The following is a 22,197-nucleotide window of genomic DNA, read 5'->3' on the forward strand; positions in this document are numbered from 1 at the left end:
TCAGAGAAAGTACGAAACAGATCTCGCCACTCCTTCCCGCAGCCACCGGATTGCATTAAAGCCCGAAATGTTTTTGAGCATAAGCAGTTTTGAGTCCTTCATATCCTGCTCGAGGACTTCTTCCGCTTTCTGGATGAAAGCTTTGTCATATATATAACAGTTGAGTTCATGATTTAAATACAAGCTTCTTTTATCAAAATTGGCCGTCCCGATATCGCATACTGTGTCATCTGCGAGAAGGATCTTTGCATGGTAGAAGCCGTTCACGTATTGATAGATACGGGCCCCTTCCTTCAGCAGCACCCGCAAATAAGGATAGGAAGCTTCCTTTACAAGGGGATGGTCTGTCTTCGCCGGGACAATGATGCTCACTCGGACTCCTCTATCTAATGCCCGCTGCAGTTCCTGAAAAAGGGCAGGGCTTGGAATGAAGTATGGTGTGCCGATGATGAGTTTCCTTCGGGCATTCCGGATGATGGCAATGAAGGTTTCCTCCAGATAGCCGGCTTCAGTGGGAATATGCTGGAGCCGGATGTTCCCTTTTGGAAGATCGGGAAAATAGGCCGCATTCCGCAGCAGGTTTGTCCCTGTAGCATCACGCCAATCGTAAAGGAATTCACTCTGAAGATCTTCCACTCCTTCACCTGTTAAACGAAGATGGTAATCCCGCCATGGACACAGCTTCGCATCCAGATTGACGTATTCCTTGCCAATGTTATACCCGCCCAAGTAGCCGATACTCCCATCAATGACGGTTATTTTCCGGTGGTTCCTCGATTGGGAGGTATAGAATAGGTAAGGGAGCTTTGGCACATGGCAGAAAGCAAAACGGACCCCGGCTTCCTTCAGGCCGGCAATCAGCTTCCTTTTTACATGCAGGCTGCCTACCCAATCGAGCAGCAGCCGGACCTCGACGCCTTCCTCAGCCTTTTTCTTCAGCAGGGTTAGGAACTCGCCTGAGATTTTATCATTTTTTACAATATAAAATAAAATATGGATATGCTTTTTGGCATGTTTGATATCAAGGAACAGCTTCTCGAATAAGTCCGGACCGGCTGTGATTAAATCGATGCTGCTCTGCCTGACCGGATAGCTTTTTCTTTGGACCTTTGACAGCTCTTTCCGCCGGCCGAGTGCCAAATCGCATGATACCCAAAGCAGCAGCAGCATCCCTATAGCAAGTATGATAATGGCAGTTTTCAAGTCGCATGTCCTCCTCAAACCTTTTCCTGATAGCATCCCCTTTGAAGCGGGTTTCTATGAAATCGGAGAGCTGGCCGGGAAAAGTGGGAAAAAGCAGAAAAAATTATTGACTGAATGCTCATTCATTATATAATGGTACTAAGAATCTTTTCAGAAAATTTTGTTGGTTATAAATTTTCTGGTGGGAAAAGGACGAAAGGAGATTATCAGCTATGAATGGATTACTATGGATCAACTTAATTGCGTTCCTGCTTGTAACCGCTTACGCAGTCAGCCTGTTTGTCTATGTGGTTAAGACCAGAATTGAATATATTAAGCTCGGCAAGAAAGCGGAGTTTGATAAAAACGTCAAAGAGCGCCTGGGGAAAATATGGGTGAATGTCTTTGGCCAGAAAAAACTCCTGAAGGACAAGAAGAGCGGCGCCATCCACGTAATGTTCTTCTATGGATTCATACTTGTCCAATTCGGGGCGATTGACTTTATCATCAAAGGTATCAAGCCTGGGGCACATCTGCCGCTAGGGCCGCTGTATCCCGGGTTCACTTTCTTCCAGGAAATTGTGACGCTGATGATCCTTGTCGCCGTTCTCTGGGCTTTCCATCGCCGCTATGTGGAGAAGCTTGTCCGCCTGAAGCGCAACTTCAAGGCAGGGCTTGTCCTCATCTTCATCGGCGGACTGATGCTGTCCGTTCTTCTTGGTAACGGAATGAGCATGATCTGGCATGGCCATGAAGGAACCTGGACAGAGCCGGTTGCTTCTCTGATAGCCGGAGCTTTCTCAGGGATAGGGGAGACAGCCAGCATTGTCATATTCTATATTTCCTGGTGGATTCACCTGCTGTTCCTCCTCGCTTTCCTGGTTTATGTACCGCAGTCCAAGCACGCGCATTTGATTGCAGGGCCTGCGAATGTGTATTTTGACCGGACCGAGAATGCCGGCAAGCTGAAGAAAATTGATTTTGAAGATGAGTCACAGGAATCATTCGGAGTCGGCAAAATTGAAGACTTCAATCAACTGCAGATGATCGACTTCTACGCGTGTGTGGAATGCGGCCGCTGTACGAATATGTGCCCTGCAACAGGGACAGGCAAAATGCTGTCGCCGATGGATCTGATCCTGAAGCTGCGCGACCATCTGACAAACCATGGGGCCGCCGTAACATCCAGGCAGCCATGGGTTCCAACCTTCGCCTTCTCCAATACAAAGGGCAATCAGCTTGCACTTGCAGCAGCAGGGAAGGGCGCAGAGGAAGCGGCAGCAGGCCTCTCATACAGCCCAAGCCTGATCGGCGATGTCATCACAGAAGAGGAAATCTGGGCTTGTACGACTTGCCGAAACTGTGAAGACCAGTGTCCGGTCATGAATGAGCATGTAGACAAAATCATCGACCTTCGCCGTTATCTTGTTTTGACAGAAGGAAAAATGGATGCCGATGCACAGCGTGCGATGACGAATATTGAACGCCAGGGCAATCCTTGGGGCTTGAACAGGAAAGAGCGTGAGGACTGGCGCGAGGCAAGGGAAGATGTGTCTGTTCCGACTGTGAAGGAAATGAAGAAGTCCGGCGAGGAATTCGAGTATCTGTTCTGGGTCGGCAGCATGGGTTCATATGATAACCGGAGCCAGAAAATCGCTTTATCCTTTGCAAGGCTTCTTAATGAAGCGGGCGTGAAATTCGCGATCCTTGGCAACAAGGAGAAGAACTCCGGCGATACGCCAAGGCGCCTCGGCAATGAATTCCTGTTCCAGGAGCTTGCAACAAAGAATATTGAAGAATTCGAGAAAAATGAAGTCAAGAAAATCGTTACGATCGACCCTCATGCCTATAACATTTTCAAAAACGAGTATCCGGATTTCGGACTCGAGGCAGAGGTGTATCACCACACAGAGCTGCTTGCCGAGCTGGTTAAAGAGGGCAGGCTGAAGCCGCAATTTGACGTGAATGAAACAATTACCTTCCATGATTCCTGCTACCTCGGGCGCTACAACGAAGTGTATGATCCGCCGCGGGAAATTCTGAAATCCATCCCTGGCGTGAAGCTGGTGGAGATGGAAAGAAACCGCGAGACAGGCATGTGCTGCGGAGCCGGCGGCGGACTCATGTGGATGGAAGAGGAAACAGGGCACCGCGTCAATGTTGCCCGGACAGAGCAGGCACTGGCTGTCAATCCTTCGGTCATTTCCTCCGGCTGCCCGTACTGCCTGACCATGCTGTCAGACGGCACGAAGGCTAAAGAAGCGGAAGATACAGTCCAGACCTATGATGTGGCCGAGCTGCTTGAAAAAGCTGTCATTGGCGAACCGCAAACACTCGTATCTTGAGCCAAAAACTAAGAAAGGCCTGGCGCACCGGGCCTTTCTTAAAAATATAATGAATTATTATTAAGAATCTTCAGGTAAATATTTTTATTTTTGCTGCGGATGGAGTAAGATGGAAATATAAATAAAGCGCTTACAAAGTTGGAGAACCTTTTTGAATGGTCTCCTTTTTGTCCTTATTGAATTTAAATCATGGAAGACAGGCTGATGTTCAGCAGGTTATGGCTTCATTTCGAGCGAGCGTTCAGTCAAATCAGAAGATCAAATTCGTCTAGCCTATCAAGAAATTAAATTTACCCAGCAAATTAAAGACTTAATTTGCCTGGCAGATCAAAAATCAATTTTGCCCAAAGGAGAGGATACAGATGGGAAGAACAGTCATTATTAGCGGAGCGCGGACACCTTTTGGAAAAATGGGAGGGGCATTAAGCAGCCTGACTGCCTCTGATTTAGGAGCTGCAGCCGTCAAGGAAGCATTGAAGCGTGCAGATGTCCGTCCTGAAGAGGTTGGGGAGCTGATTCTCGGATCGGTCCTTCAGGGGGGGCAGGGCCAGATACCATCCCGGCAGGCAGGCAATAAGGCCGGCCTTCCATGGGAAGTTAAAACAGAAACGATCAATAAAGTCTGCGCCTCAGGAATGAGGAGTGTGACGCTTGGCGACCAGATCATCAGGGCCGGTGATGAAGAAGTCATTGTGGCCGGCGGGATGGAATCGATGAGCAATGCGCCATATCTTCTGCCTAAAGCAAGATGGGGGCTGCGGATGGGCGATTCGACCGTGAAGGACCTGATGATCCATGACGGTCTCAGCTGCAGCTTTACAGGCGTCCATATGGGCACTTACGGCAATTCAACGGCAAAGGAAATGGAAATATCACGGGAAGAACAGGACCAATGGGCCTACAGAAGCCACCAGCGGGCTGTCGAAGCGATCGAATCCGGCAGGCTGGCTGAAGAGATTGTAGCTGTAGAGGTGCCGCAGCGCAAAGGCGATCCGCTTGTCGTAGAGCAGGATGAAGCACCTCGCAAGGATACTTCCATTGAAAAACTGGCAAAGCTAGCCCCTGTATTCAATGGAGATGGAACGATTACTGCCGGGAACGCACCTGGGGTGAATGACGGAGCTGCCGCACTGGTGCTGATGAGCGAGGAAAGAGCTGAGCGTGAAGGAAAGGACGTTCAGGCTTACATACTGGCCCACACGGCAATCGCTGTTGAAGCAAAGGATTTTCCGAAAACACCCGGGCTTGTCATCAATGAGCTATTGAAAAAGACAGGCAAATCCATGGATGAAATTGATCTGTTTGAAATAAATGAAGCATTTGCGGCGGTTGCCCTGACGAGCGGAAAGATCGCCAATCTGGATGAAAATAAAGTGAATGTGAACGGTGGAGCCGTTGCCATCGGCCATCCGATCGGGGCAAGCGGTGCAAGGATTATCCTGACGCTGATATATGAGCTGAAGCGCAGGGGCGGAGGAGTCGGCATCGCGGCAATCTGCAGCGGCGGCGGCCAGGGAGATGCCATCATGATTGAGGTTCCGGCGAACTGATAGATTAGAAGACTTGAAGAGAAATGGAGGAATAACCGTGGAAGTGAAAACAGTAATGGTCATCGGTGCAGGGCAGATGGGCTCCGGTATCGCGCAGGTATGTGCACAGGCGGGGTATGAGGTGCTGCTGAATGATTTGAAGGCTGAATATATTGAGCGGGGGCTTGGCGTGATCAAGAAGAACCTGTCCCGTCAGGTATCCAAAGAGCGCATGACAGAGGCGGAGATGGAAGAGGTGCTTCACCGCCTGCAGCCTTCTGACAATTTGGAAGACGCAGGCAGGGTGGACCTGGTGATCGAAGCTGCCGTAGAAAATATTGAAATTAAAGCCGATATCTTCAAACGGCTTGATGGAATCGCTCCTGAACATGCTATTCTGGCAAGCAATACTTCCTCACTGCCAATAACGGAAATTGCTGCGGCGACAAAGCGTCCGGAAAAGGTAATCGGGATGCACTTCATGAATCCGGTCCCGGTTATGAAACTGGTTGAAATCATCCGCGGGCTTGCTACAGCAGATGAGGTATACACCGCGATCGAGGAAATGACCCATAAACTCGGCAAGGTGCCGGTTGAAGTGAATGACTTTCCGGGATTTGTCTCAAACCGCATCCTGATGCCGATGATCAATGAAGCCATCTACACACTCTATGAAGGTGTTGCCGAAAAGGAAGCGATCGATGAAGTCATGAAGCTTGGCATGAACCATCCGATGGGGCCGCTCACATTGGCGGACTTCATTGGTCTTGATACCTGCCTGTACATTATGGAGACGCTTCATGAAGGGTTCGGCGATGATAAGTACCGCCCGTGCCCGCTGCTCCGCAAATATGTGAAGGCCGGCTGGCTCGGCAAGAAGTCCGGCCGCGGCTTTTATCAGTACAGCTGAACGGGGAAGCCCGGAATGGACACCAGGAGGGATTAGCCATGAATTTACGGTTTACAGAAGAACAGGAAATGATGAGGAAAATGGTCCGCGACTTTGCCCAGAGCGAGATAGCGCCATTCATTGAAAACATGGAGCAGGGGGAATTTCCCCGTGACATATTGAAAAAGATGGGCGGACTCGGGCTGATGGGAATTCCCGTACCCGAAAAATATGGCGGTGCAGAAATGGATTTCACCTCCTACATCATTGCCATCAATGAGCTGTCAAAGGTATCCGCAACCGTTGGGGTCATCCTGTCTGTCCATACATCGGTCGGGACCAATCCGATCCTGTACTTCGGGACGGAGGAGCAGAAGCAGAAATATGTCCCGAAATTGGCTGCCGGCGAATATCTCGGAGCATTCTGTCTGACAGAGGCAGGGGCAGGCTCTGATGCAGGAAGCTTAAAAACCAAGGCTGTTAAAAACGGGAACGATTATATTCTCAATGGCTCAAAGGTCTTCATTACAAACGGCGGCGAAGCAGATGTGTATATTGTTTTTGCATCCACCGCCCCTGAGCTTGGGACAAAGGGAGTTTCCGCCTTCATCGTTGAAAAAGGAACACCTGGCCTTGTAATCGGCAAGGATGAGAAGAAGATGGGGCTTCACGGTTCCCGGACAGTCCAGCTCAGCTTTGAGGATATGAGGATTCCGGCAGGAAATCTCCTTGGTGCCGAAGGGGAAGGCTTCAAAATCGCCATGGCCAACCTGGACGCCGGGCGCATCGGCATTGCAGCCCAGGCCCTTGGCATAGCGGAGGCGGCATTGGAAGCAGCGGTTGCCTACTCGAAGGAACGCAGCCAATTCGGGAAGCCGATCAGCCATCAGCAGGGCATCGGCTTCAAGCTGGCTGATATGGCCACAAATGTGGAAGCCTCAAGACTGCTGGTCTACCAGGCGGCGATGATGCGCCAGAATGGAGAACGATGCGGGATGCAGGCCAGCATGGCAAAGCTTTTTGCCTCAAAGACAGCGGTTGAAACGAGCATAGAAGCTGTCCAGGTGTTTGGCGGCTATGGATATACAGAGGACTATCCTGTTGAGCGGTTTTTCCGCGACAGTAAAATAACCGAAATCTATGAAGGTACTAGCGAGATTCAGAGAATTGTCATCAGCAAAAACCTGTAAGCAAAAGGCAAGTCAATATTGAAATGGACGGGGGAAAATACGATGAATTTCCGACTGACGGAAGAACATGAAATGATCAGGAAAATGGTCCGCGATTTTGCAAAGAATGAAGTGGCGCCAAGCGCTGCAGAGCGCGATGAGGAAGAGCGCTTTGACCGTGAAATCTTCGACAAAATGGCCGGGCTTGGACTGACAGGGATTCCCTGGCCTGAAGAGTACGGCGGAATCGGCAGCGACTATCTGGCATACTGCATTGCAGTCGAGGAGCTTTCAAGGGTCTGTGCATCCACAGGGGTGACATTGTCTGCACATACTTCGCTTGCCGGCTGGCCGATCTATAAATTCGGCAGTGAAGAACAGAAGCAGAAATACTTGAAGCCGATGGCGCAGGGTGAAAAGATCGGCGCTTACGGCCTGACAGAGCCGGGCAGCGGATCGGATGCGGGCGGCATGAGGACGACTGCCCGCCTTGACGGCGACCATTATGTGCTGAACGGTTCAAAGATTTTTATCACAAACGGCGGGATTGCCGACATCTATGTGGTATTCGCACTGACAGATCCGGAGAGCAGGCAGAAGGGCACTACAGCCTTCATCATTGAAAGTGATTTCCCTGGCTTCTCTGTCGGCAAGAAGGAAAAGAAACTTGGCATCAGGTCTTCACCGACAACAGAAATCATTTTTGAAGACTGCCGCGTGCCAAAGGAAAACATGCTCGGCAAAGAAGGCGAAGGCTTTAAGATCGCTATGATGACCCTTGATGGCGGCAGGAACGGCATTGCAGCCCAGGCTGTCGGCATTGCCCAGGGAGCATTGGACGCTGCAGTCGATTATGCGAAAGAGCGGGAGCAGTTCGGCAAGCCTATAGCCCTTCAGCAGGGAATCGGCTTCAAGCTGGCCGATATGGCGACAAGTGTGGAGGCGGCAAGGCTCCTCACCTATCAGGCTGCCTGGCTTGAATCGGAAGGCCTGCCGTACGGCAAGGAATCAGCCATGTCCAAACTGTTCGCCGGCGATGCGGCCATGAAAGTGACGACAGAGGCTGTCCAGGTCTTCGGCGGCTATGGCTATACAAAGGACTATCCGGTAGAGCGCTATATGCGTGATGCCAAGATTACACAAATCTATGAAGGCACACAGGAAATCCAGCGCCTTGTCATTTCCAGGATGATAACCAAATAGAAGATAAGAGGATAGGGCTCTTTCCTATTTAAAATAAGTACCTCCGCAAGAACAGCCACCAGTAGGGAAAGGTCCACTTTTAATAGGTAAGTAAGTATGTATCTTAACTTCGATTACTGTCTAGCTCCAGCGCCTACCCCCTCGAGGTCACAAGCCAATCCTCCCAAAAAGGCAAAGAACGCCTTTTCGTGAGGCTCGTCTTGTGCTTGTCGGGGGTGGGCAAGGCGCTTGCGCTTTTCTAATGGAGCGGCCAGAGGAGGGCAGTGCAATTCTATGAAAAAACGCGAAGTCCATGCTTCTGTTAAAGATGAAAAGCTGGTGAAAAAGCGGCGGGACGAAATGATCAAGGGAGCGGTGAATCTTTTTAAGCAAAAAGGCTTTCACCGCACCACGACGAGGGAGATTGCAAAGGCCTCCGGATTCAGCATCGGGACGCTCTACGAGTACATCCGCACTAAGGAGGATGTGCTGTACCTTGTCTGTGACAGCATCTATGATTCGGTCCGCGACAGGCTGCAGGAGGCCCTTGATGCCAACAGGGGGACGCTGGAAAGCCTGAAGCTCGGGATCGCCTACTATTTCCGGGTTGTGGATGATATGCAGGATGAAGTCCTGGTCATGTACCAGGAAGCAAAGTCCTTGTCAAAGGATGCCCTTCCATATGTGCTGAGAAAAGAAATTGAAATGGTCTCCATGTTTGAAGACGTCATCCAGCGCTGTGTGGACAACGGGGAGCTCCATTTGACGGAGAAAGAGGTCAAGATGATCGCTCACAATATTTTCGTGCAGGGCCAGATGTGGGGCTTCCGCCGCTGGGCGCTGCAGAGGGTGTACAGTCTTGATGAATATATTGAACTGCAGACAGAGCTTCTGATTCAGGGGATAAAGCAAGACCAGGCAAAAGTGCCTGCCGGCAGTAAAATCCAGGAACAGGGGGAGTCAAGCGAATGAGTACAGCAGAAATTTACAGGCCGAAGCATCACTTGCGATTCGTTACCGCCTCAAGCCTTTTTGACGGACATGATGCTTCCATCAATATCATGAGAAGGATCATCCAGGCGAGCGGGGCAGAGGTCATCCACCTTGGCCATAACAGGTCGGTGGAAGAGGTTGTGAATGCAGCGATCCAGGAGGATGTCCAGGGAATCGCGATTTCCTCCTATCAGGGAGGCCATGTTGAATATTTTAAATATATGTATGATTTGCTGAAGGAAAGGGGGGCCTCTCATATCCGCATCTATGGCGGAGGCGGAGGGGTCATCATCCCGCGCGAAATCAAAGAGCTGCATGAATACGGAATTGCCCGTATCTTTTCCCCGGAAGACGGGCGCCAGAAGGGTCTGCAGGGCATGATCAATGAAATGCTCGCTGAGTGCGACTATCCGACTGTTTCAGTGGAGAGTGCAGCAGAGCTTGAAAAGCTTGAAGCAGGCGAAGTGAACAGCATCGCCAAGCTGATAACGCTTGCCGAGCATGGCGTCGGGCTTGAAAAGGAAGCGGCAGCTGCAGCAGAATCGCTCATGGAAAGAATCAAGACACTGGAAAAAACGGCACCGGTTATCGGAATCACCGGGACTGGCGGAGCAGGTAAAAGCTCATTGACGGATGAGCTGATCCGCCGATTCATCAATGAAATCCCTGAAAAGAAAGTAGCCATCCTTTCTGTCGATCCGACAAAGCAGAAAACAGGCGGGGCGCTCCTTGGCGACCGGATCCGCATGAATAGCATCTTTTCTCCGCGCGTTTACATGCGGAGCCTTGCGACACGGAAGTCCAAGAGCGAGCTGTCGCTGGCAATCAAGGATGCCATCTCTGTCGTCAAGGCCGCCGGCTTTGACCTGGTTGTCGTTGAAACAAGCGGGATTGGGCAGGGCGATGCTGAAATCGCAGAAATCTGCGATCTCTCCATGTATGTCATGACAAGTGAATTCGGGGCGCCTTCCCAGCTTGAAAAAATTGATATGCTTGATTACGCTGACCTGATCGTCATCAATAAATTCGAGCGCAAGGGCTCAGAGGATGCCCGCCGCCAGGTGCAGAAGCAATATCAGCGCAACCATATGCTGTTCGAGAAAGAGCTGGAAGAGATGCCGGTCTACGGCACGATCGCCAGCCAGTTCAACGATCCGGGCACAAATGCTTTATTTGCCGCCCTTGTCGAAAAAATGAATGAAAAAGCGGGCCTCGGCTGGAGCACTTCTTTTTCCAAAAATGAAGTGGTCGAAAAGCAGAATGTCATCATTCCGAATGAACAGCGCTATTATTTGCGCGAAGTATCTGAAACGGTCCGCAATTACCATAAAAAAGCGGAAGAGCAGGCAGCCCTTGCCAGGAAGCTGTTCCAGCTTGAAGGTGCTATCCAGGCCGTAAAAGAGTCAGGCGGAAGTGAAGAGGCTCTGGCTTCCTTAGAAGACCTGGCAGCGGAAACAAAAGAAAAGCTGACAGCCGAATCGAAAAAGATCCTCGAAAGCTGGGATGACCTCAAGGAGAAATACTCAGGGGAGCAGTTCACAACAAGGATCCGCGATAAAGAAATCATCACGATTCTTAGAACGAAGAGCCTTTCAGGCCTGCAGATCCCTAAGGTCGCGCTTCCGAAATACAGGGACTACGGAGAAATTATCCGCTGGGTCTACAGGGAGAATGTGCCGGGTGCTTTCCCGTATACAGCAGGCGTCTTCCCGTTCAAGCGGGAAGGAGAGGATCCGAAGCGCCAGTTCGCTGGTGAAGGGACCCCTGAACGGACGAACCGCCGCTTTCATTACTTATCAAAAGACGATGCAGCCAAGCGCCTAAGTACAGCGTTTGATTCCGTAACCTTGTACGGCGAGGATCCGGACTACCGCCCGGATATCTACGGAAAAGTCGGGGAGAGCGGTGTCAGCATCTGTACGCTTGATGATATGAAAAAGCTGTATGCCGGCTTTGACCTTTGCCATCCGTCCACATCTGTTTCCATGACGATCAACGGCCCGGCTCCGATTATCCTGGCCATGTTCATGAACACGGCGGTTGAGCAGCAGGTGGAAAAGAAAGAAGGGGAGCTTGGCAGAAAGCTGAACGAAGCGGAACTTGAGGAAGTGAAGGCTGCGACTCTGCAGACAGTGCGCGGTACCGTCCAGGCTGATATCCTGAAGGAAGATCAAGGCCAGAATACTTGCATCTTCTCAACAGAATTCGCTCTCAGGATGATGGGCGATATCCAGCAGTATTTTATCGATAAAAAGGTCCGCAATTACTATTCTGTCTCCATTTCGGGCTATCATATTGCCGAGGCAGGGGCAAACCCGCTTTCACAGCTGGCCTTTACGCTGGCGAACGGCTTCACTTATGTTGAGTACTATTTGAGCAGAGGCATGAAGATCGATGATTTTGCGCCGAACCTTTCCTTCTTTTTCTCAAATGGGCTCGATCCGGAATACACCGTCATCGGCAGGGTGGCCCGCCGCATCTGGGCAACTGTAATGAGGGATAAATACGGAGCCAATGAGCGGAGCCAGAAGCTGAAGTACCATATCCAGACTTCAGGGCGCTCACTTCATGCCCAGGAAATTGATTTCAATGACATCCGGACAACACTCCAGGCATTAATGGCGCTTCATGATAACTGCAACTCCCTGCACACGAATGCCTATGATGAAGCGATCACCACGCCTACGGAGGAATCTGTCCGCCGGGCGATGGCCATCCAGATGATCATTACAAAAGAACATGGCCTTACAAAAAATGAGAATCCTCTTCAGGGGGCCTTCATCATCGATGAACTGACTGACCTGGTGGAAGAAGCGGTCCTTCAGGAATTTGAAAGGATCAACGACAGGGGCGGTGTGCTCGGCGCCATGGAAATGCAGTACCAGCGGGGCAAGATCCAGGACGAATCTATGTATTATGAAATGAAGAAGCATACAGGCGAGCTTCCGATCATCGGCGTCAATACGTATCTGAACCCAAATCCGCCGTCAGAAGAGCAGATGGACAGCATGGAAATCGCCAGGGCGACGAAGGAAGAAAAGGAAACACAAATCAGGAATCTAAGAGGCTTCCAGGAACGGAACAAGGATCATGCAGGCGAAGCCCTGTCCCGCCTGAAGGAAGCAGCAGTGACAGACGGCAATATCTTTGCCGAGCTGATGGAAACCGTCAAATATGCAAGCCTCGGACAAATTACGAGGGCATTGTATGAGGTAGGCGGACAATACCGCCGCAATATGTAGCAAGGATAGAGCCAGGGGCAGATTATAGCCCATGGCTCTGTCTTATATTCGGAAAAAGGATATATTTTTCTGGAAAACCTCATAATGTGTTTAGGATAAAAGGCTTTTCTCCGCTATAATGAAAGGGAATGCAGTCCTAAGTGATATTGATATGCAGGATGTGAACGGATTGAGACAGATATTTTCAATAGGCGCTTTTGCTGCTGCGATAGCGGCCTTCTACTTCTTATACCAGAGGCAGCTTGGTGCGGTCGCTTTCTTTCTGCTGTCCATCTACTTTCTGTACCTGGCCATGGGCCAGCTCTCCGGAAGAAAAGACAGGAAGCCGGGGAGGGGGAAAAAGACATAACGGTGTTCCCGGATATAAGCTCTTTCTGTCCAAAAGAAGAAAGCCATCCGGGAGACCTGCAGCAGCAAGCCTTCTAAAGTTTGTCTCACAGCAAAAATGCAAGGAAACTGGAGATAGAACTAGCATAAACACCAGCAATTTGTTTATAATGAAGAATATGTATTTTACATAAGCTGTCTATCCAGCTTGCAAAAGGCATTCTTATGCCTTTTATTCATCTAGGGATGCTTTTGGAGAGGCTGAATCCAATGCCTTTTTAAAAGCAATGCATATCCGGGAAGCCCCGGTGTTTTTTACAGTATTTTGCGCTCCGATAGCGAGTGTTATATAGGGAAAGGAAGTGCGTATAGTGAGTCTAGACCAATTCACAAAAGAAGAGCTGCAGGAAATGTCCTTTATCGATATCGCCTACGAACTGCTTAAAGGCACAAAGCAGCAGGTTTCTTTTACCGACATTATGAACGAATATAAAACGCGTCTTGAGGTATCAGATGAGGAAATACGCTCAAGGATCGCCCAGTTCTATACTGACCTGAACCTTGACGGCCGCTTCATTGCAATGGGAGAAAACCGCTGGGGCCTGCGCAGCTGGTACCCTGTTGATACAATGGAAGAAGATACAATGACAGCAGCGAAGCCGAAAAAGAAAAAGGCCAAGAAAGCGGCGAAGGCTGAAGACATCGATCTTGATCTGGACGAGTATGATGAACTCGACGAGGAAGACATCGAATACGATGACCTTGATGACGATGATGATGACCTGGACGAAGATGACGACGATCTTCTTGAAGATGATCTTGATGAGGACGCAGACGACGACTTCGAAGATGATGATGATGAGCTTCTTGAAGACGATCTCGATGAAGACGAAGACCTTGACGAAGATGACGAGGAACTCGACGAAGACGAAGAAGATCTATAATCGCTTGACTTTTCCGAGCCAGGCTTGTAGAATCATTTTTGGGCTCCTTAAAAAAGGACCATATGAATGTATATGCAATAGCGCTCCCTTACTGTTTGGTAGGGAGCGCTTTTTATTTTTGGCTGTTCTTGGCTCTGATCAGGAACAGCAAATTTTTTTTAGGAAAAGCCTTACCTAAAGGATGCAGAAAATGCACAAACTGAATATGAGGGGGAAATAACATGACAAAGTATATTTTTGTAACAGGCGGCGTTGTGTCGTCATTGGGAAAAGGGATCACCGCTGCGTCTTTGGGCCGCTTGCTGAAAAACAGAGGCTTGAATGTCACCATTCAGAAGTTTGACCCCTATATCAACGTTGACCCGGGAACCATGAGCCCATACCAGCACGGTGAAGTTTTCGTTACGGGCGATGGCGCCGAAACGGATTTGGATCTGGGCCACTATGAGCGCTTTATCGATATCAATCTGACTAAGTTCAATAATGTGACAACTGGAAAGATTTACTCCACTGTCCTGAAAAAAGAGCGCCGCGGCGACTATCTGGGCGGAACAGTCCAGGTCATCCCGCATATCACCAATGAAATCAAAGAAAGAGTTATGCGTGCAGGGCATGAGACCAATGCCGATGTTGTTATCACAGAAATCGGCGGTACAGTAGGGGATATTGAATCCCTGCCATTCCTTGAGGCAATCCGCCAGATCAAGAGTGATATCGGGCGCGATAACGTTATGTACATCCACTGTACATTGATTCCTTATATCAAAGCTGCAGGCGAAATGAAAACAAAGCCGACACAGCACAGTGTAAAAGAACTGCGAAGCCTTGGAATTCAGCCAAATGTCATTGTCGTTCGAACTGAAATGCCGGTTTCCCAGGATATGAAGGATAAAATCGGTCTGTTCTGTGACCTTGATCCAAAGGCTGTCATCGAGTGCCGTGATGCCGATACATTATACGCAGTCCCTCTTGCCCTGCAGGAGCAGAACTTTGACCAGATCGTCTGCGATCACTTGAAGCTGGATTGCGGACAGGCAGATATGGCTGAATGGACCGAGCTTCTGAACAAGGTCCGCAATCTGTCCAAGACAACGAAGATTGCCCTTGTCGGGAAGTATGTTGAGCTCCAGGATGCCTATATTTCTGTTGTGGAAGCACTGAAGCATGCCGGCTATTCATATGACTCTGATATTGAAATCAAATGGGTCAATTCAGAAGAAGTAACAGAAGGAAATGTGGAGGAGCTTCTTCAGGATGCTGACGGAATCCTTGTCCCAGGCGGATTCGGCGACCGCGGCATTGATGGGAAGATCCTTGCCATCCAGTATGCGCGCGAGCAGAAGCGCCCATTCCTTGGCATCTGCCTTGGCATGCAGCTCGCTTCTATTGAATTTGCCCGCAATGTCCTTTCATTGGAAGGAGCGCATTCAGCGGAAATCGATCCTTCTACACCGCATCCGATCATTGACCTGCTGCCTGAGCAGAAGGACATTGAAGACCTTGGAGGAACACTCCGCCTTGGCCTACAGGCGTGCAAACTGAATGAAGAAACGAATGCATATGCTGCATACCAGGATGAGGTTGTTTATGAGCGCCACCGCCACCGCTATGAGTTCAACAACCATTACCGCCAGGCGATGGAGGAGAAAGGCTTTGTTTTCTCTGGTACAAGCCCGGACGGCCGCCTTGTTGAAATCATTGAAGTGAAGGATCACCCTTGGTTTGTCGCTTCCCAGTTCCATCCTGAATTCATCTCAAGGCCAAACCGCCCGCAGCCGCTGTTCCGCGACTTCGTCGGTGCATCCTTGAAGCATCAGGAAAATAACTAAGTATACAAAAGCCCCCTCTGGATTGAGGGGGCTTAGTTTTGTATTAATTACAGGGATAAAGGCTGTATGTTGCCCAAAAAGTTTTAAAAACCCTGTTGATTGCAGTGGAAGGCACGAAGACTCCTGCGGGATTGCAGCGGCCATGCTGAGACCCCGCAGCGCGTAAGCGTGAGGAGGCTCAGCGTCGCCCCGCGGAAAGCGAAGTGCCTGGAACGGAAATCAACAGCCCCATTTAGAGGCAGAAAACTGTACTTGGGGTCATCTGCGCTGCTGCTCATACTCACTCAAAATCTCATCAATCGTGAACTTCAGACCATGGTATACAAAGAGGGCGGCGATGGCGGATGGGTAGCCGAAGCGGTTTCCTTCTTCATCGGGAAGCAGTCCCTTTGTCAATTTCAGGTCGATATGGACATCCGCAAGCTCAGCTAGTGAAGGGCCATCAGCTTCTACAAAAGTGGAAATGGCAGCAAACGGAATCATTTTTTCAGAAAGTGCTTTTGCCAGGGCAACTGCCTGTTCATCATCAGAGTGGCGGGAGATGATCAGAAAGCGGTCTGTATCAGCGATATCATTTTCTGAATGAGCATCAGTCCAATGGGCGGCAGATGCGAGCGGTTCTGCTCCTTCCGTGGCATCCAGGACAGCAGCCTTCATTTCGCGTGTGGCATAAATCTGGATCCTGCCCTCGCCTGCAGGGGCCTGGGCAAGCAGCCGGGCTGCGTCTTCAATGCTGAATTCTTCTTTTTCCATCAGCTTTTTGAAGATTCCCGTCAGCTGGGTTGAAAACATTTTTAGCAATATAACTTCCTCCTTATTGGTGCGATAATCAATCTGCAGGCCATAAACTCCGCAGGATCATGAACACTATTTGTGGTCTTATTATAGTGAAATGAATGCTAAAGGTAAAATATTCGGCAGAATTGCTTAAAAAGAAGCAGGAATTCAGGCGGGAAAGGGAGAATGTTGAGAAGTGGATATATTTTCTATGACCATTGGTCATTTTTAAAAAAGCAGGAGTTTGATTTCACTGGCGCTGGGAATCCCGCATAACAGCAGCCGGCATGGCTTCCAAACGGGAAGCGGTCAAATTGCAGCAGTGAGCTTCTTAATCTTATCGGGAAAGCGGGAATTCTTATGTGCTGCCAAAAAAATAGAAGGGTCGTATGAGCCCGGCAGGACATAAGAATTCCGCTTTCTGTCTATCAGCATCAGAAGTAACTATTTTAGGGAAGAGGTGGCTGTATGAAAGGGAAAATATTAATAGTAGACGATCAGTTCGGCATCCGCATTCTATTGAATGAAGTGCTGCAAAAGGAAGGCTATGACACCTATCAGGCTGCAAATGGCGTCCAGGCCCTCGAAATCGTTACAAAGCATTCTCCGGATCTTGTCCTGCTCGATATGAAAATTCCCGGCATGGACGGCATTGAAATCCTGAAGAGAATGAAAGTCATCGACCAGGATATCCGGGTGATCATCATGACAGCCTATGGGGAGCTCGACATGATCCAGGAGGCAAAGGACCTTGGGGCATTGACCCATTTTGCCAAGCCATTTGATATCGATGACATCAGGGCCGCTGTTAAGAAGTATGTCCCTATTACGAATTCATTTTAGGACAGGCCGGTTAAATTTTGATGAAAAATGGCCGCTGGCCAAAAATTTTTGCTGGCCCGGCTCAAAAATATGAAAATTTAAAATGATAGCGTTTGCTTTAAAATATTCTGTCCTGCAGCGAAAAATAGCGCTGGATTAATGGAATTTCTGATTCTCTTTTGGTATGATACAAATGAATTCCAAAGGATTGCGTCCGTTTTGCCTATTGCAAGATAGGGTACATATTCATGGGCCTGCCGGGAAAAACTTTATGTGAATCCCTGCAAAGAACGATGCAATCATTAATAAGGAGGAAGAAATATGCCTTTAGTTTCCATGACTGATATGCTGAACAAAGCTAAATCAGAAGGCTATGCTGTAGGTCAATTTAACTTAAATAACCTTGAGTTCACTCAAGCGATCCTTCAAGCTGCAGAAGAAGAGAAGTCACCTGTTATCCTTGGTGTTTCTGAAGGTGCAGCTCGTTATATGGGCGGCTTCAAGACAACTGTGAAAATGGTAGAAGGGCTTCTTGAGGACTATAAGATCACTGTTCCTGTTGCCATCCACCTTGACCACGGTTCAAGCTTTGATAAATGTAAAGAAGCGATCGATGCAGGCTTCACGTCTGTTATGATCGATGCTTCACACGGTCCTTTCGAGGAAAACGTGGAAATCACTTCTAAAGTGGTAGAATATGCACACTCAAAAGGTGTTTCTGTTGAAGCCGAGCTTGGAACTGTCGGCGGACAGGAAGACGATGTAGTAGCTGACGGCGTTATCTACGCTGATGCTAAAGAATGTGACGAGCTTGTCAAGCGCACTGGCATTGACTGCCTTGCTCCTGCACTTGGCTCTGTCCATGGTCCTTACAAAGGCGAGCCAAACCTTGGCTTTGCTGAAATGGAAGAGATCGGGAAGCTTACAGGCATGCCTTTAGTCCTTCATGGCGGTACAGGCATTCCTACTAAAGACATCCAGAAAGCTGTTTCCCTTGGAACAGCGAAAATCAACGTAAACACTGAGAACCAAATTGCTTCCGCGAAGCGCGTGCGCGAAGTATTGGCGGCTGACACAGAAGTGTACGATCCGCGCAAATACTTAGGACCTGCACGTGAGGCGATTAAAGAAACAGTAATCGGCAAAATGCGCGAGTTTGGTTCATCTAACAAAGCCTAATACAGATCCACTATGTTAAAATAGACTTGAAACCGCCTTTCTGAAAGGCGGTTTCAATTCATTTATGTCGATTTTAAAAAAATAGTCGAATAATCTTAGGGGGAAGCGAAATGAAATTTTTTATCGATACGGCAAACCTGGAAGAGATTAAAGAAGCCCATGCACTGGGGATACTGGCTGGAGTAACGACCAACCCTTCTTTAGTAGCAAAGGAAAAAAATATTTCGTTCCATGACAGGCTGAAGGAAATTGCTGAGCTTGTACCCGGCTCTGTAAGTGCAGAGGTCATCGCACTTGATGCAGAAGGCATGATCAGAGAAGGGAAGGAACTGGCAGCAATCGCCCCGAATATCACCATCAAGGTCCCAATGACACCGGATGGACTGAAGGCTGTCCATGCTTTTTCAAAAGAAGGCATCAAAACAAATGTAACCCTCATCTTCAGCGCCAATCAGGCTTTGCTTGCAGCAAGGGCAGGGGCTTCCTATGTTTCTCCATTCCTTGGCAGGCTTGATGATATCGGCCATAATGGCCTTGACCTTGTAACCTCCATCAGGGAAATCTTTGATATCCACGGAATCGAGACGGAAATCATCGCAGCTTCTGTCCGTCATCCGCAGCATGTCACAGATTCTGCTTTGAGAGGGGCCCATATTGCCACCGTCCCGCTTAAGGTCATCAATCAGATGTTTAATCACCCTCTGACTGACAAAGGGATTGAAGCATTTTTGGCTGACTGGGACAAGCGTTCTGAATAAACCTGGAGAGAGCCTTTCTTCGCCGGGAGTTTTCTGAATAGGCGGAAATGTAAGTGCATACTTCAAAAATTTAACTTTTTTCAATTCTCATACATGAAGTTTAAATTTTCGTGTAAACTAGATGGTGAGGATAATGTCGGAATTCGTATTTTGTTCATGGAAAATTATCCCTATAAGATAGCTTTTGATATAATGGACAAGCTATCCCATACTGAGAATGAAAAGTCCAACGGTGCTAAACTTTCGCCTGCAGCGGCAGGCTGGCAATCAATGTTCAGACTGGATTTGCAAATAGGCACTTAAGGGCAGGAAAGGAAGTCGAAAATGGAAAAGCTTATGATTGCGGGCGGCTACCCTTTAAAAGGAACTGTTAGAATCAGCGGAGCCAAGAACAGTGCTGTTGCATTGATCCCTGCTACAATTCTTGCAGATTCCCCCGTAACAATTGAAGGTTTGCCGGATATTTCTGACGTTCAAATACTGAAAGGGCTTTTGGAGGAAATTGGCGGGAGTGTCGATTTTGCTGATAACGATATGACTGTTGATCCTTCTTCGATGATTTCCATGCCCTTGCCCAATGGAAAAGTTAAAAAGCTGCGTGCCTCTTATTATTTGATGGGGGCAATGCTTGGACGCTTTAAAAAAGCGGTGATCGGCCTGCCTGGCGGATGCCATCTGGGGCCGCGCCCGATCGACCAGCATATCAAAGGCTTTGAAGCGCTAGGTGCCAGCGTGACAAATGAGCAGGGTGCCATCTATCTCCGCGCAGACGAGCTGAAAGGCGCAAGGATTTACCTGGATGTCGTCAGTGTCGGCGCCACGATCAATATCATGCTGGCTGCGGTCAGGGCCAAAGGGAAGACGATTATTGAAAATGCGGCGAAAGAGCCTGAAATCATTGATGTGGCAACGCTCCTCACCAATATGGGTGCGAAAATCAAGGGAGCGGGTACAGATGTCATCAGAATTGAAGGGGTGGACCAGCTGCATGGCTGCCGCCACACCATCATTCCAGACCGGATTGAAGCCGGGACATATCTGATCCTCGGTGCCGCCGCTGGTGAAGGGATCCTGATCGACAATGTGATTCCTCAGCACTTGGAATCACTGATTGCCAAGCTGCGTGAAATGGGTGTGAACATAGAGGCCGGAGATGACCAGATCTTTGTCAGCCCAGCTGAAAGAATGAAGGCCGTTGATATTAAAACGCTTGTGTATCCGGGATTCCCGACCGATCTCCAGCAGCCTTTCACTTCTTTGCTTACAGGGGCCGAAGGGACAAGCATGGTGACGGACACAATCTATGGCGCCCGCTTCAAGCATATTGATGAGCTGAGAAGAATGAACGCCAATATTAAAGTCGAAGGCCGTTCAGCGATCATCAATGGCCCGATCCGTCTGCAGGGGGCCAAGGTGAAGGCAAGTGATCTCAGAGCGGGGGCCGCCCTCGTCATTGCCGGGCTGAAAGCCGAGGGGATAACGGAAGTGACAGGACTTGAACATATAGACCGCGGCTACAGCCATCTCGTTGAAAAGCTCAATGGGCTGGGTGCGACCATCTGGCGCGAGAATCTGACCAAGGAAGAAATGGAGCAGATGAAAAACGCCTGAAGACAGATAGAGAAAACAACCCGGGGAGGAAAACAGAATGGAAAGAAGTTTATCGATGGAGCTTATCCGTGTTACAGAAGCAGCAGCGCTTGCTTCAGCCCGATGGATGGGAAGAGGCCTGAAGGATGAAGCTGATGATGCTGCTACCTCTGCCATGAGGGATGTGTTTGACACGGTGCCGATGAAGGGAACCGTTGTAATCGGTGAAGGGGAAATGGATGAGGCGCCAATGCTTTATATCGGGGAAAAGCTTGGGACAGGCTACGGCCCCCGCGTCGATGTAGCAGTAGATCCGCTTGAAGGCACCAATATTGTGGCCTCCGGAGGCTGGAATGCGCTTGCTGTCCTGGCTGTCGCTGATCATGGAAATCTCCTTCATGCACCGGATATGTATATGGATAAGATTGCAGTCGGTCCCGAAGCGGTCGGGGAAATTGATATCAACGCTTCTGTTATCGATAACTTGAGGGCTGTCGCCAGGGCAAAAAATAAAGATATAGAAGACGTAGTGGCAACGGTGCTGAACCGGGATCGCCATCAGCATATCATCAGCCAGCTGCGGGAAGCAGGGGCGAGGATCAAGCTGATCAATGACGGCGATGTCGCAGGTGCCATCAATACTGCGTTTGACCATACAGGAGTAGATATCCTGTTCGGATCTGGCGGTGCGCCGGAAGGAGTGCTTGCTGCAGTTGCACTGAAATGCCTCGGCGGTGAAATCCAGGGCAAGCTGGTTCCGCAGAGCGATGCAGAAGTTGAAAGATGCCAAAGCATGGGCCTTGACCTTGGAAAGATTCTCCGCATGGAAGACCTTGTCAAAGGTGATGATGCCATCTTTGCAGCAACAGGCGTCACAGACGGCGAGCTGTTGAGAGGGGTCCAGTTTAAAGGCTCCTACGGTTCAACGCATTCACTTGTCATGCGCGCCAGGTCAGGAACGGTCCGCTTTATTGACGGGCGTCACAGCCTGAAGAAGAAGCCGCATCTTGTCATGAAATAAAGATTTTTTTTGCATGCCGGTGCAAACCCTTTCAAGAAAGGGATCCTGAGACGGCCTGTATTAATAATTGCTGGAAGAGAAGGGACCTGGCTTGCCGGCTTAAGCCGGTCCCTTTATATATTCCCCGAAACAAGGCAATCTATGAAAGAACAGAAAAATTATATTGATTAACTTTCAGGTATAGGGGTAAAATAGAGATTGTTTTTGAAATCTGTTATGATGGATATGCAGATCTGGTCTGTTTTTGGTCCGGGATACTGGGATGCCAGGAACATACCAAAAATTCTCTACCCTTTTTAACAAGCTGAATCATCCTTCCAATGCTTCGATGAACCTCAAACGCTTCTTTCCTTTTTCCTTTCATATTCTTAATACAGTACGATATTGTTATTTTATATGGGGAAAATGATTTAAAATTC

17 protein-coding genes are annotated in these 22,197 nt (G+C 49.1%); 15 read left to right on the plus strand and 2 right to left on the minus strand.

Features of this window, described 5'->3' with window-relative positions:
- Complete coding sequence (gene cls, locus LCM00_RS11980) at positions 1-1,203, minus strand: cardiolipin synthase (protein ID WP_318247612.1); 1,203 nt, start codon at positions 1,201-1,203, stop codon at positions 1-3.
- Between the two features lie 212 nt (positions 1,204-1,415).
- Here cls and LCM00_RS11985 point away from each other — a divergent pair, with 212 nt between their 5' ends.
- The 10 genes from LCM00_RS11985 to LCM00_RS12030 all read left to right on the plus strand — a co-directional run bounded on the left by LCM00_RS11985 (position 1,416) and on the right by LCM00_RS12030 (position 15,631).
- Positions 1,416-3,527: a (Fe-S)-binding protein gene (locus LCM00_RS11985; protein WP_224902032.1), complete on the plus strand. Its 2,112-nt coding sequence runs from the start codon at positions 1,416-1,418 to the stop codon at positions 3,525-3,527.
- A 362-nt stretch (positions 3,528-3,889) separates the two neighbouring features.
- Positions 3,890-5,077, plus strand: coding sequence for an acetyl-CoA C-acetyltransferase (locus tag LCM00_RS11990; protein WP_224902035.1), 1,188 nt, complete (start codon positions 3,890-3,892; stop codon positions 5,075-5,077).
- 37 nt (positions 5,078-5,114) lie between these two features.
- Positions 5,115-5,966: a 3-hydroxybutyryl-CoA dehydrogenase gene (locus tag LCM00_RS11995; RefSeq protein ID WP_224902038.1), complete on the plus strand. Its 852-nt coding sequence runs from the start codon at positions 5,115-5,117 to the stop codon at positions 5,964-5,966.
- 38 nt (positions 5,967-6,004) lie between these two features.
- Entirely contained in the window at positions 6,005-7,135 is a 1,131-nt protein-coding gene (locus LCM00_RS12000; protein WP_224902041.1) for an acyl-CoA dehydrogenase, read from the plus strand.
- A gap of 42 nt (positions 7,136-7,177) precedes the next feature.
- A complete protein-coding gene (locus tag LCM00_RS12005; RefSeq protein WP_224902044.1) occupies positions 7,178-8,317 on the plus strand; it encodes an acyl-CoA dehydrogenase in 1,140 nt (379 codons plus the stop codon).
- Positions 8,318-8,590: 273 nt separating this feature from the next.
- Positions 8,591-9,268 carry a TetR/AcrR family transcriptional regulator gene (locus LCM00_RS12010; RefSeq protein WP_224902047.1) on the plus strand — a complete coding sequence of 226 codons (678 nt, stop codon included), beginning with the start codon at positions 8,591-8,593 and terminating at the stop codon, positions 9,266-9,268.
- On the plus strand, positions 9,265-12,531 hold the full coding sequence (gene icmF / locus LCM00_RS12015) for a fused isobutyryl-CoA mutase/GTPase IcmF (protein WP_224902050.1): 3,267 nt from the start codon (positions 9,265-9,267) through the stop codon (positions 12,529-12,531). Before LCM00_RS12010 ends, icmF begins: the two co-directional genes overlap by 4 nt.
- Before the next feature lie 118 nt (positions 12,532-12,649).
- The gene (locus LCM00_RS12020) at positions 12,650-12,880 is read left to right on the plus strand and encodes a hypothetical protein (RefSeq protein WP_224902054.1); all 231 of its coding nucleotides are present in this window, start codon (positions 12,650-12,652) and stop codon (positions 12,878-12,880) included.
- A gap of 349 nt (positions 12,881-13,229) precedes the next feature.
- Complete coding sequence (rpoE, locus tag LCM00_RS12025; RefSeq protein WP_224902058.1) at positions 13,230-13,802, plus strand: DNA-directed RNA polymerase subunit delta; 573 nt, start codon at positions 13,230-13,232, stop codon at positions 13,800-13,802.
- A gap of 221 nt (positions 13,803-14,023) precedes the next feature.
- Positions 14,024-15,631 (plus strand): CTP synthase, encoded by a 1,608-nt coding sequence (locus LCM00_RS12030; RefSeq protein ID WP_094769141.1) that lies wholly within the window; start codon positions 14,024-14,026, stop codon positions 15,629-15,631.
- Between the two features lie 258 nt (positions 15,632-15,889).
- Here LCM00_RS12030 and LCM00_RS12035 read toward each other — a convergent pair whose 3' ends face one another.
- Positions 15,890-16,432 carry a DUF2529 domain-containing protein gene (locus LCM00_RS12035; protein WP_224902061.1) on the minus strand — a complete coding sequence of 181 codons (543 nt, stop codon included), beginning with the start codon at positions 16,430-16,432 and terminating at the stop codon, positions 15,890-15,892.
- A 444-nt stretch (positions 16,433-16,876) separates the two neighbouring features.
- Between LCM00_RS12035 and LCM00_RS12040 the strand changes: the two genes are divergently transcribed.
- The 5 genes from LCM00_RS12040 (at position 16,877) to glpX (ending at position 21,778) form a co-directional block, all read left to right on the plus strand.
- Complete coding sequence (locus tag LCM00_RS12040; RefSeq protein ID WP_009792595.1) at positions 16,877-17,251, plus strand: response regulator; 375 nt, start codon at positions 16,877-16,879, stop codon at positions 17,249-17,251.
- A gap of 300 nt (positions 17,252-17,551) precedes the next feature.
- Positions 17,552-18,409 carry a class II fructose-bisphosphate aldolase gene (locus LCM00_RS12045; RefSeq protein ID WP_101548883.1) on the plus strand — a complete coding sequence of 286 codons (858 nt, stop codon included), beginning with the start codon at positions 17,552-17,554 and terminating at the stop codon, positions 18,407-18,409.
- Positions 18,410-18,519: 110 nt separating this feature from the next.
- Positions 18,520-19,167 (plus strand): fructose-6-phosphate aldolase, encoded by a 648-nt coding sequence (gene fsa, locus LCM00_RS12050; RefSeq protein WP_224902064.1) that lies wholly within the window; start codon positions 18,520-18,522, stop codon positions 19,165-19,167.
- Between the two features lie 324 nt (positions 19,168-19,491).
- A complete protein-coding gene (locus LCM00_RS12055) occupies positions 19,492-20,778 on the plus strand; it encodes a UDP-N-acetylglucosamine 1-carboxyvinyltransferase (RefSeq protein WP_224902067.1) in 1,287 nt (428 codons plus the stop codon).
- A 37-nt stretch (positions 20,779-20,815) separates the two neighbouring features.
- Entirely contained in the window at positions 20,816-21,778 is a 963-nt protein-coding gene (gene glpX, locus LCM00_RS12060) for a class II fructose-bisphosphatase (RefSeq protein WP_224902071.1), read from the plus strand.
- The last annotated feature ends 419 nt before the right edge of the window (positions 21,779-22,197 follow it).

Source organism: Bacillus infantis (genome assembly GCF_020171945.1).
Classification (GTDB): domain Bacteria; phylum Bacillota; class Bacilli; order Bacillales; family Cytobacillaceae; genus Bacillus_AB; species Bacillus_AB infantis_A.

Bases quoted from the DNA above. Each gene is read 5' to 3' on its own strand.
- LCM00_RS12040 (WP_009792595.1), top strand. From the start codon at position 16,877: ATGAAAGGGAAAATATTAATAGTAGACGATCAGTTCGGCATCCGCATT.
- LCM00_RS12045 (WP_101548883.1), top strand. From the start codon at position 17,552: ATGCCTTTAGTTTCCATGACTGATATGCTGAACAAAGCTAAATCAGAA.
- glpX (WP_224902071.1), top strand. From the start codon at position 20,816: ATGGAAAGAAGTTTATCGATGGAGCTTATCCGTGTTACAGAAGCAGCA.
- LCM00_RS11985 (WP_224902032.1), top strand. From the start codon at position 1,416: ATGAATGGATTACTATGGATCAACTTAATTGCGTTCCTGCTTGTAACC.
- LCM00_RS12020 (WP_224902054.1), top strand. From the start codon at position 12,650: ATGAAAGGGAATGCAGTCCTAAGTGATATTGATATGCAGGATGTGAAC.
- fsa (WP_224902064.1), top strand. From the start codon at position 18,520: ATGAAATTTTTTATCGATACGGCAAACCTGGAAGAGATTAAAGAAGCC.
- LCM00_RS12005 (WP_224902044.1), top strand. From the start codon at position 7,178: ATGAATTTCCGACTGACGGAAGAACATGAAATGATCAGGAAAATGGTC.
- LCM00_RS12055 (WP_224902067.1), top strand. From the start codon at position 19,492: ATGGAAAAGCTTATGATTGCGGGCGGCTACCCTTTAAAAGGAACTGTT.
- LCM00_RS12010 (WP_224902047.1), top strand. From the start codon at position 8,591: ATGAAAAAACGCGAAGTCCATGCTTCTGTTAAAGATGAAAAGCTGGTG.
- icmF (WP_224902050.1), top strand. From the start codon at position 9,265: ATGAGTACAGCAGAAATTTACAGGCCGAAGCATCACTTGCGATTCGTT.
- LCM00_RS11990 (WP_224902035.1), top strand. From the start codon at position 3,890: ATGGGAAGAACAGTCATTATTAGCGGAGCGCGGACACCTTTTGGAAAA.
- LCM00_RS12030 (WP_094769141.1), top strand. From the start codon at position 14,024: ATGACAAAGTATATTTTTGTAACAGGCGGCGTTGTGTCGTCATTGGGA.
- LCM00_RS12000 (WP_224902041.1), top strand. From the start codon at position 6,005: ATGAATTTACGGTTTACAGAAGAACAGGAAATGATGAGGAAAATGGTC.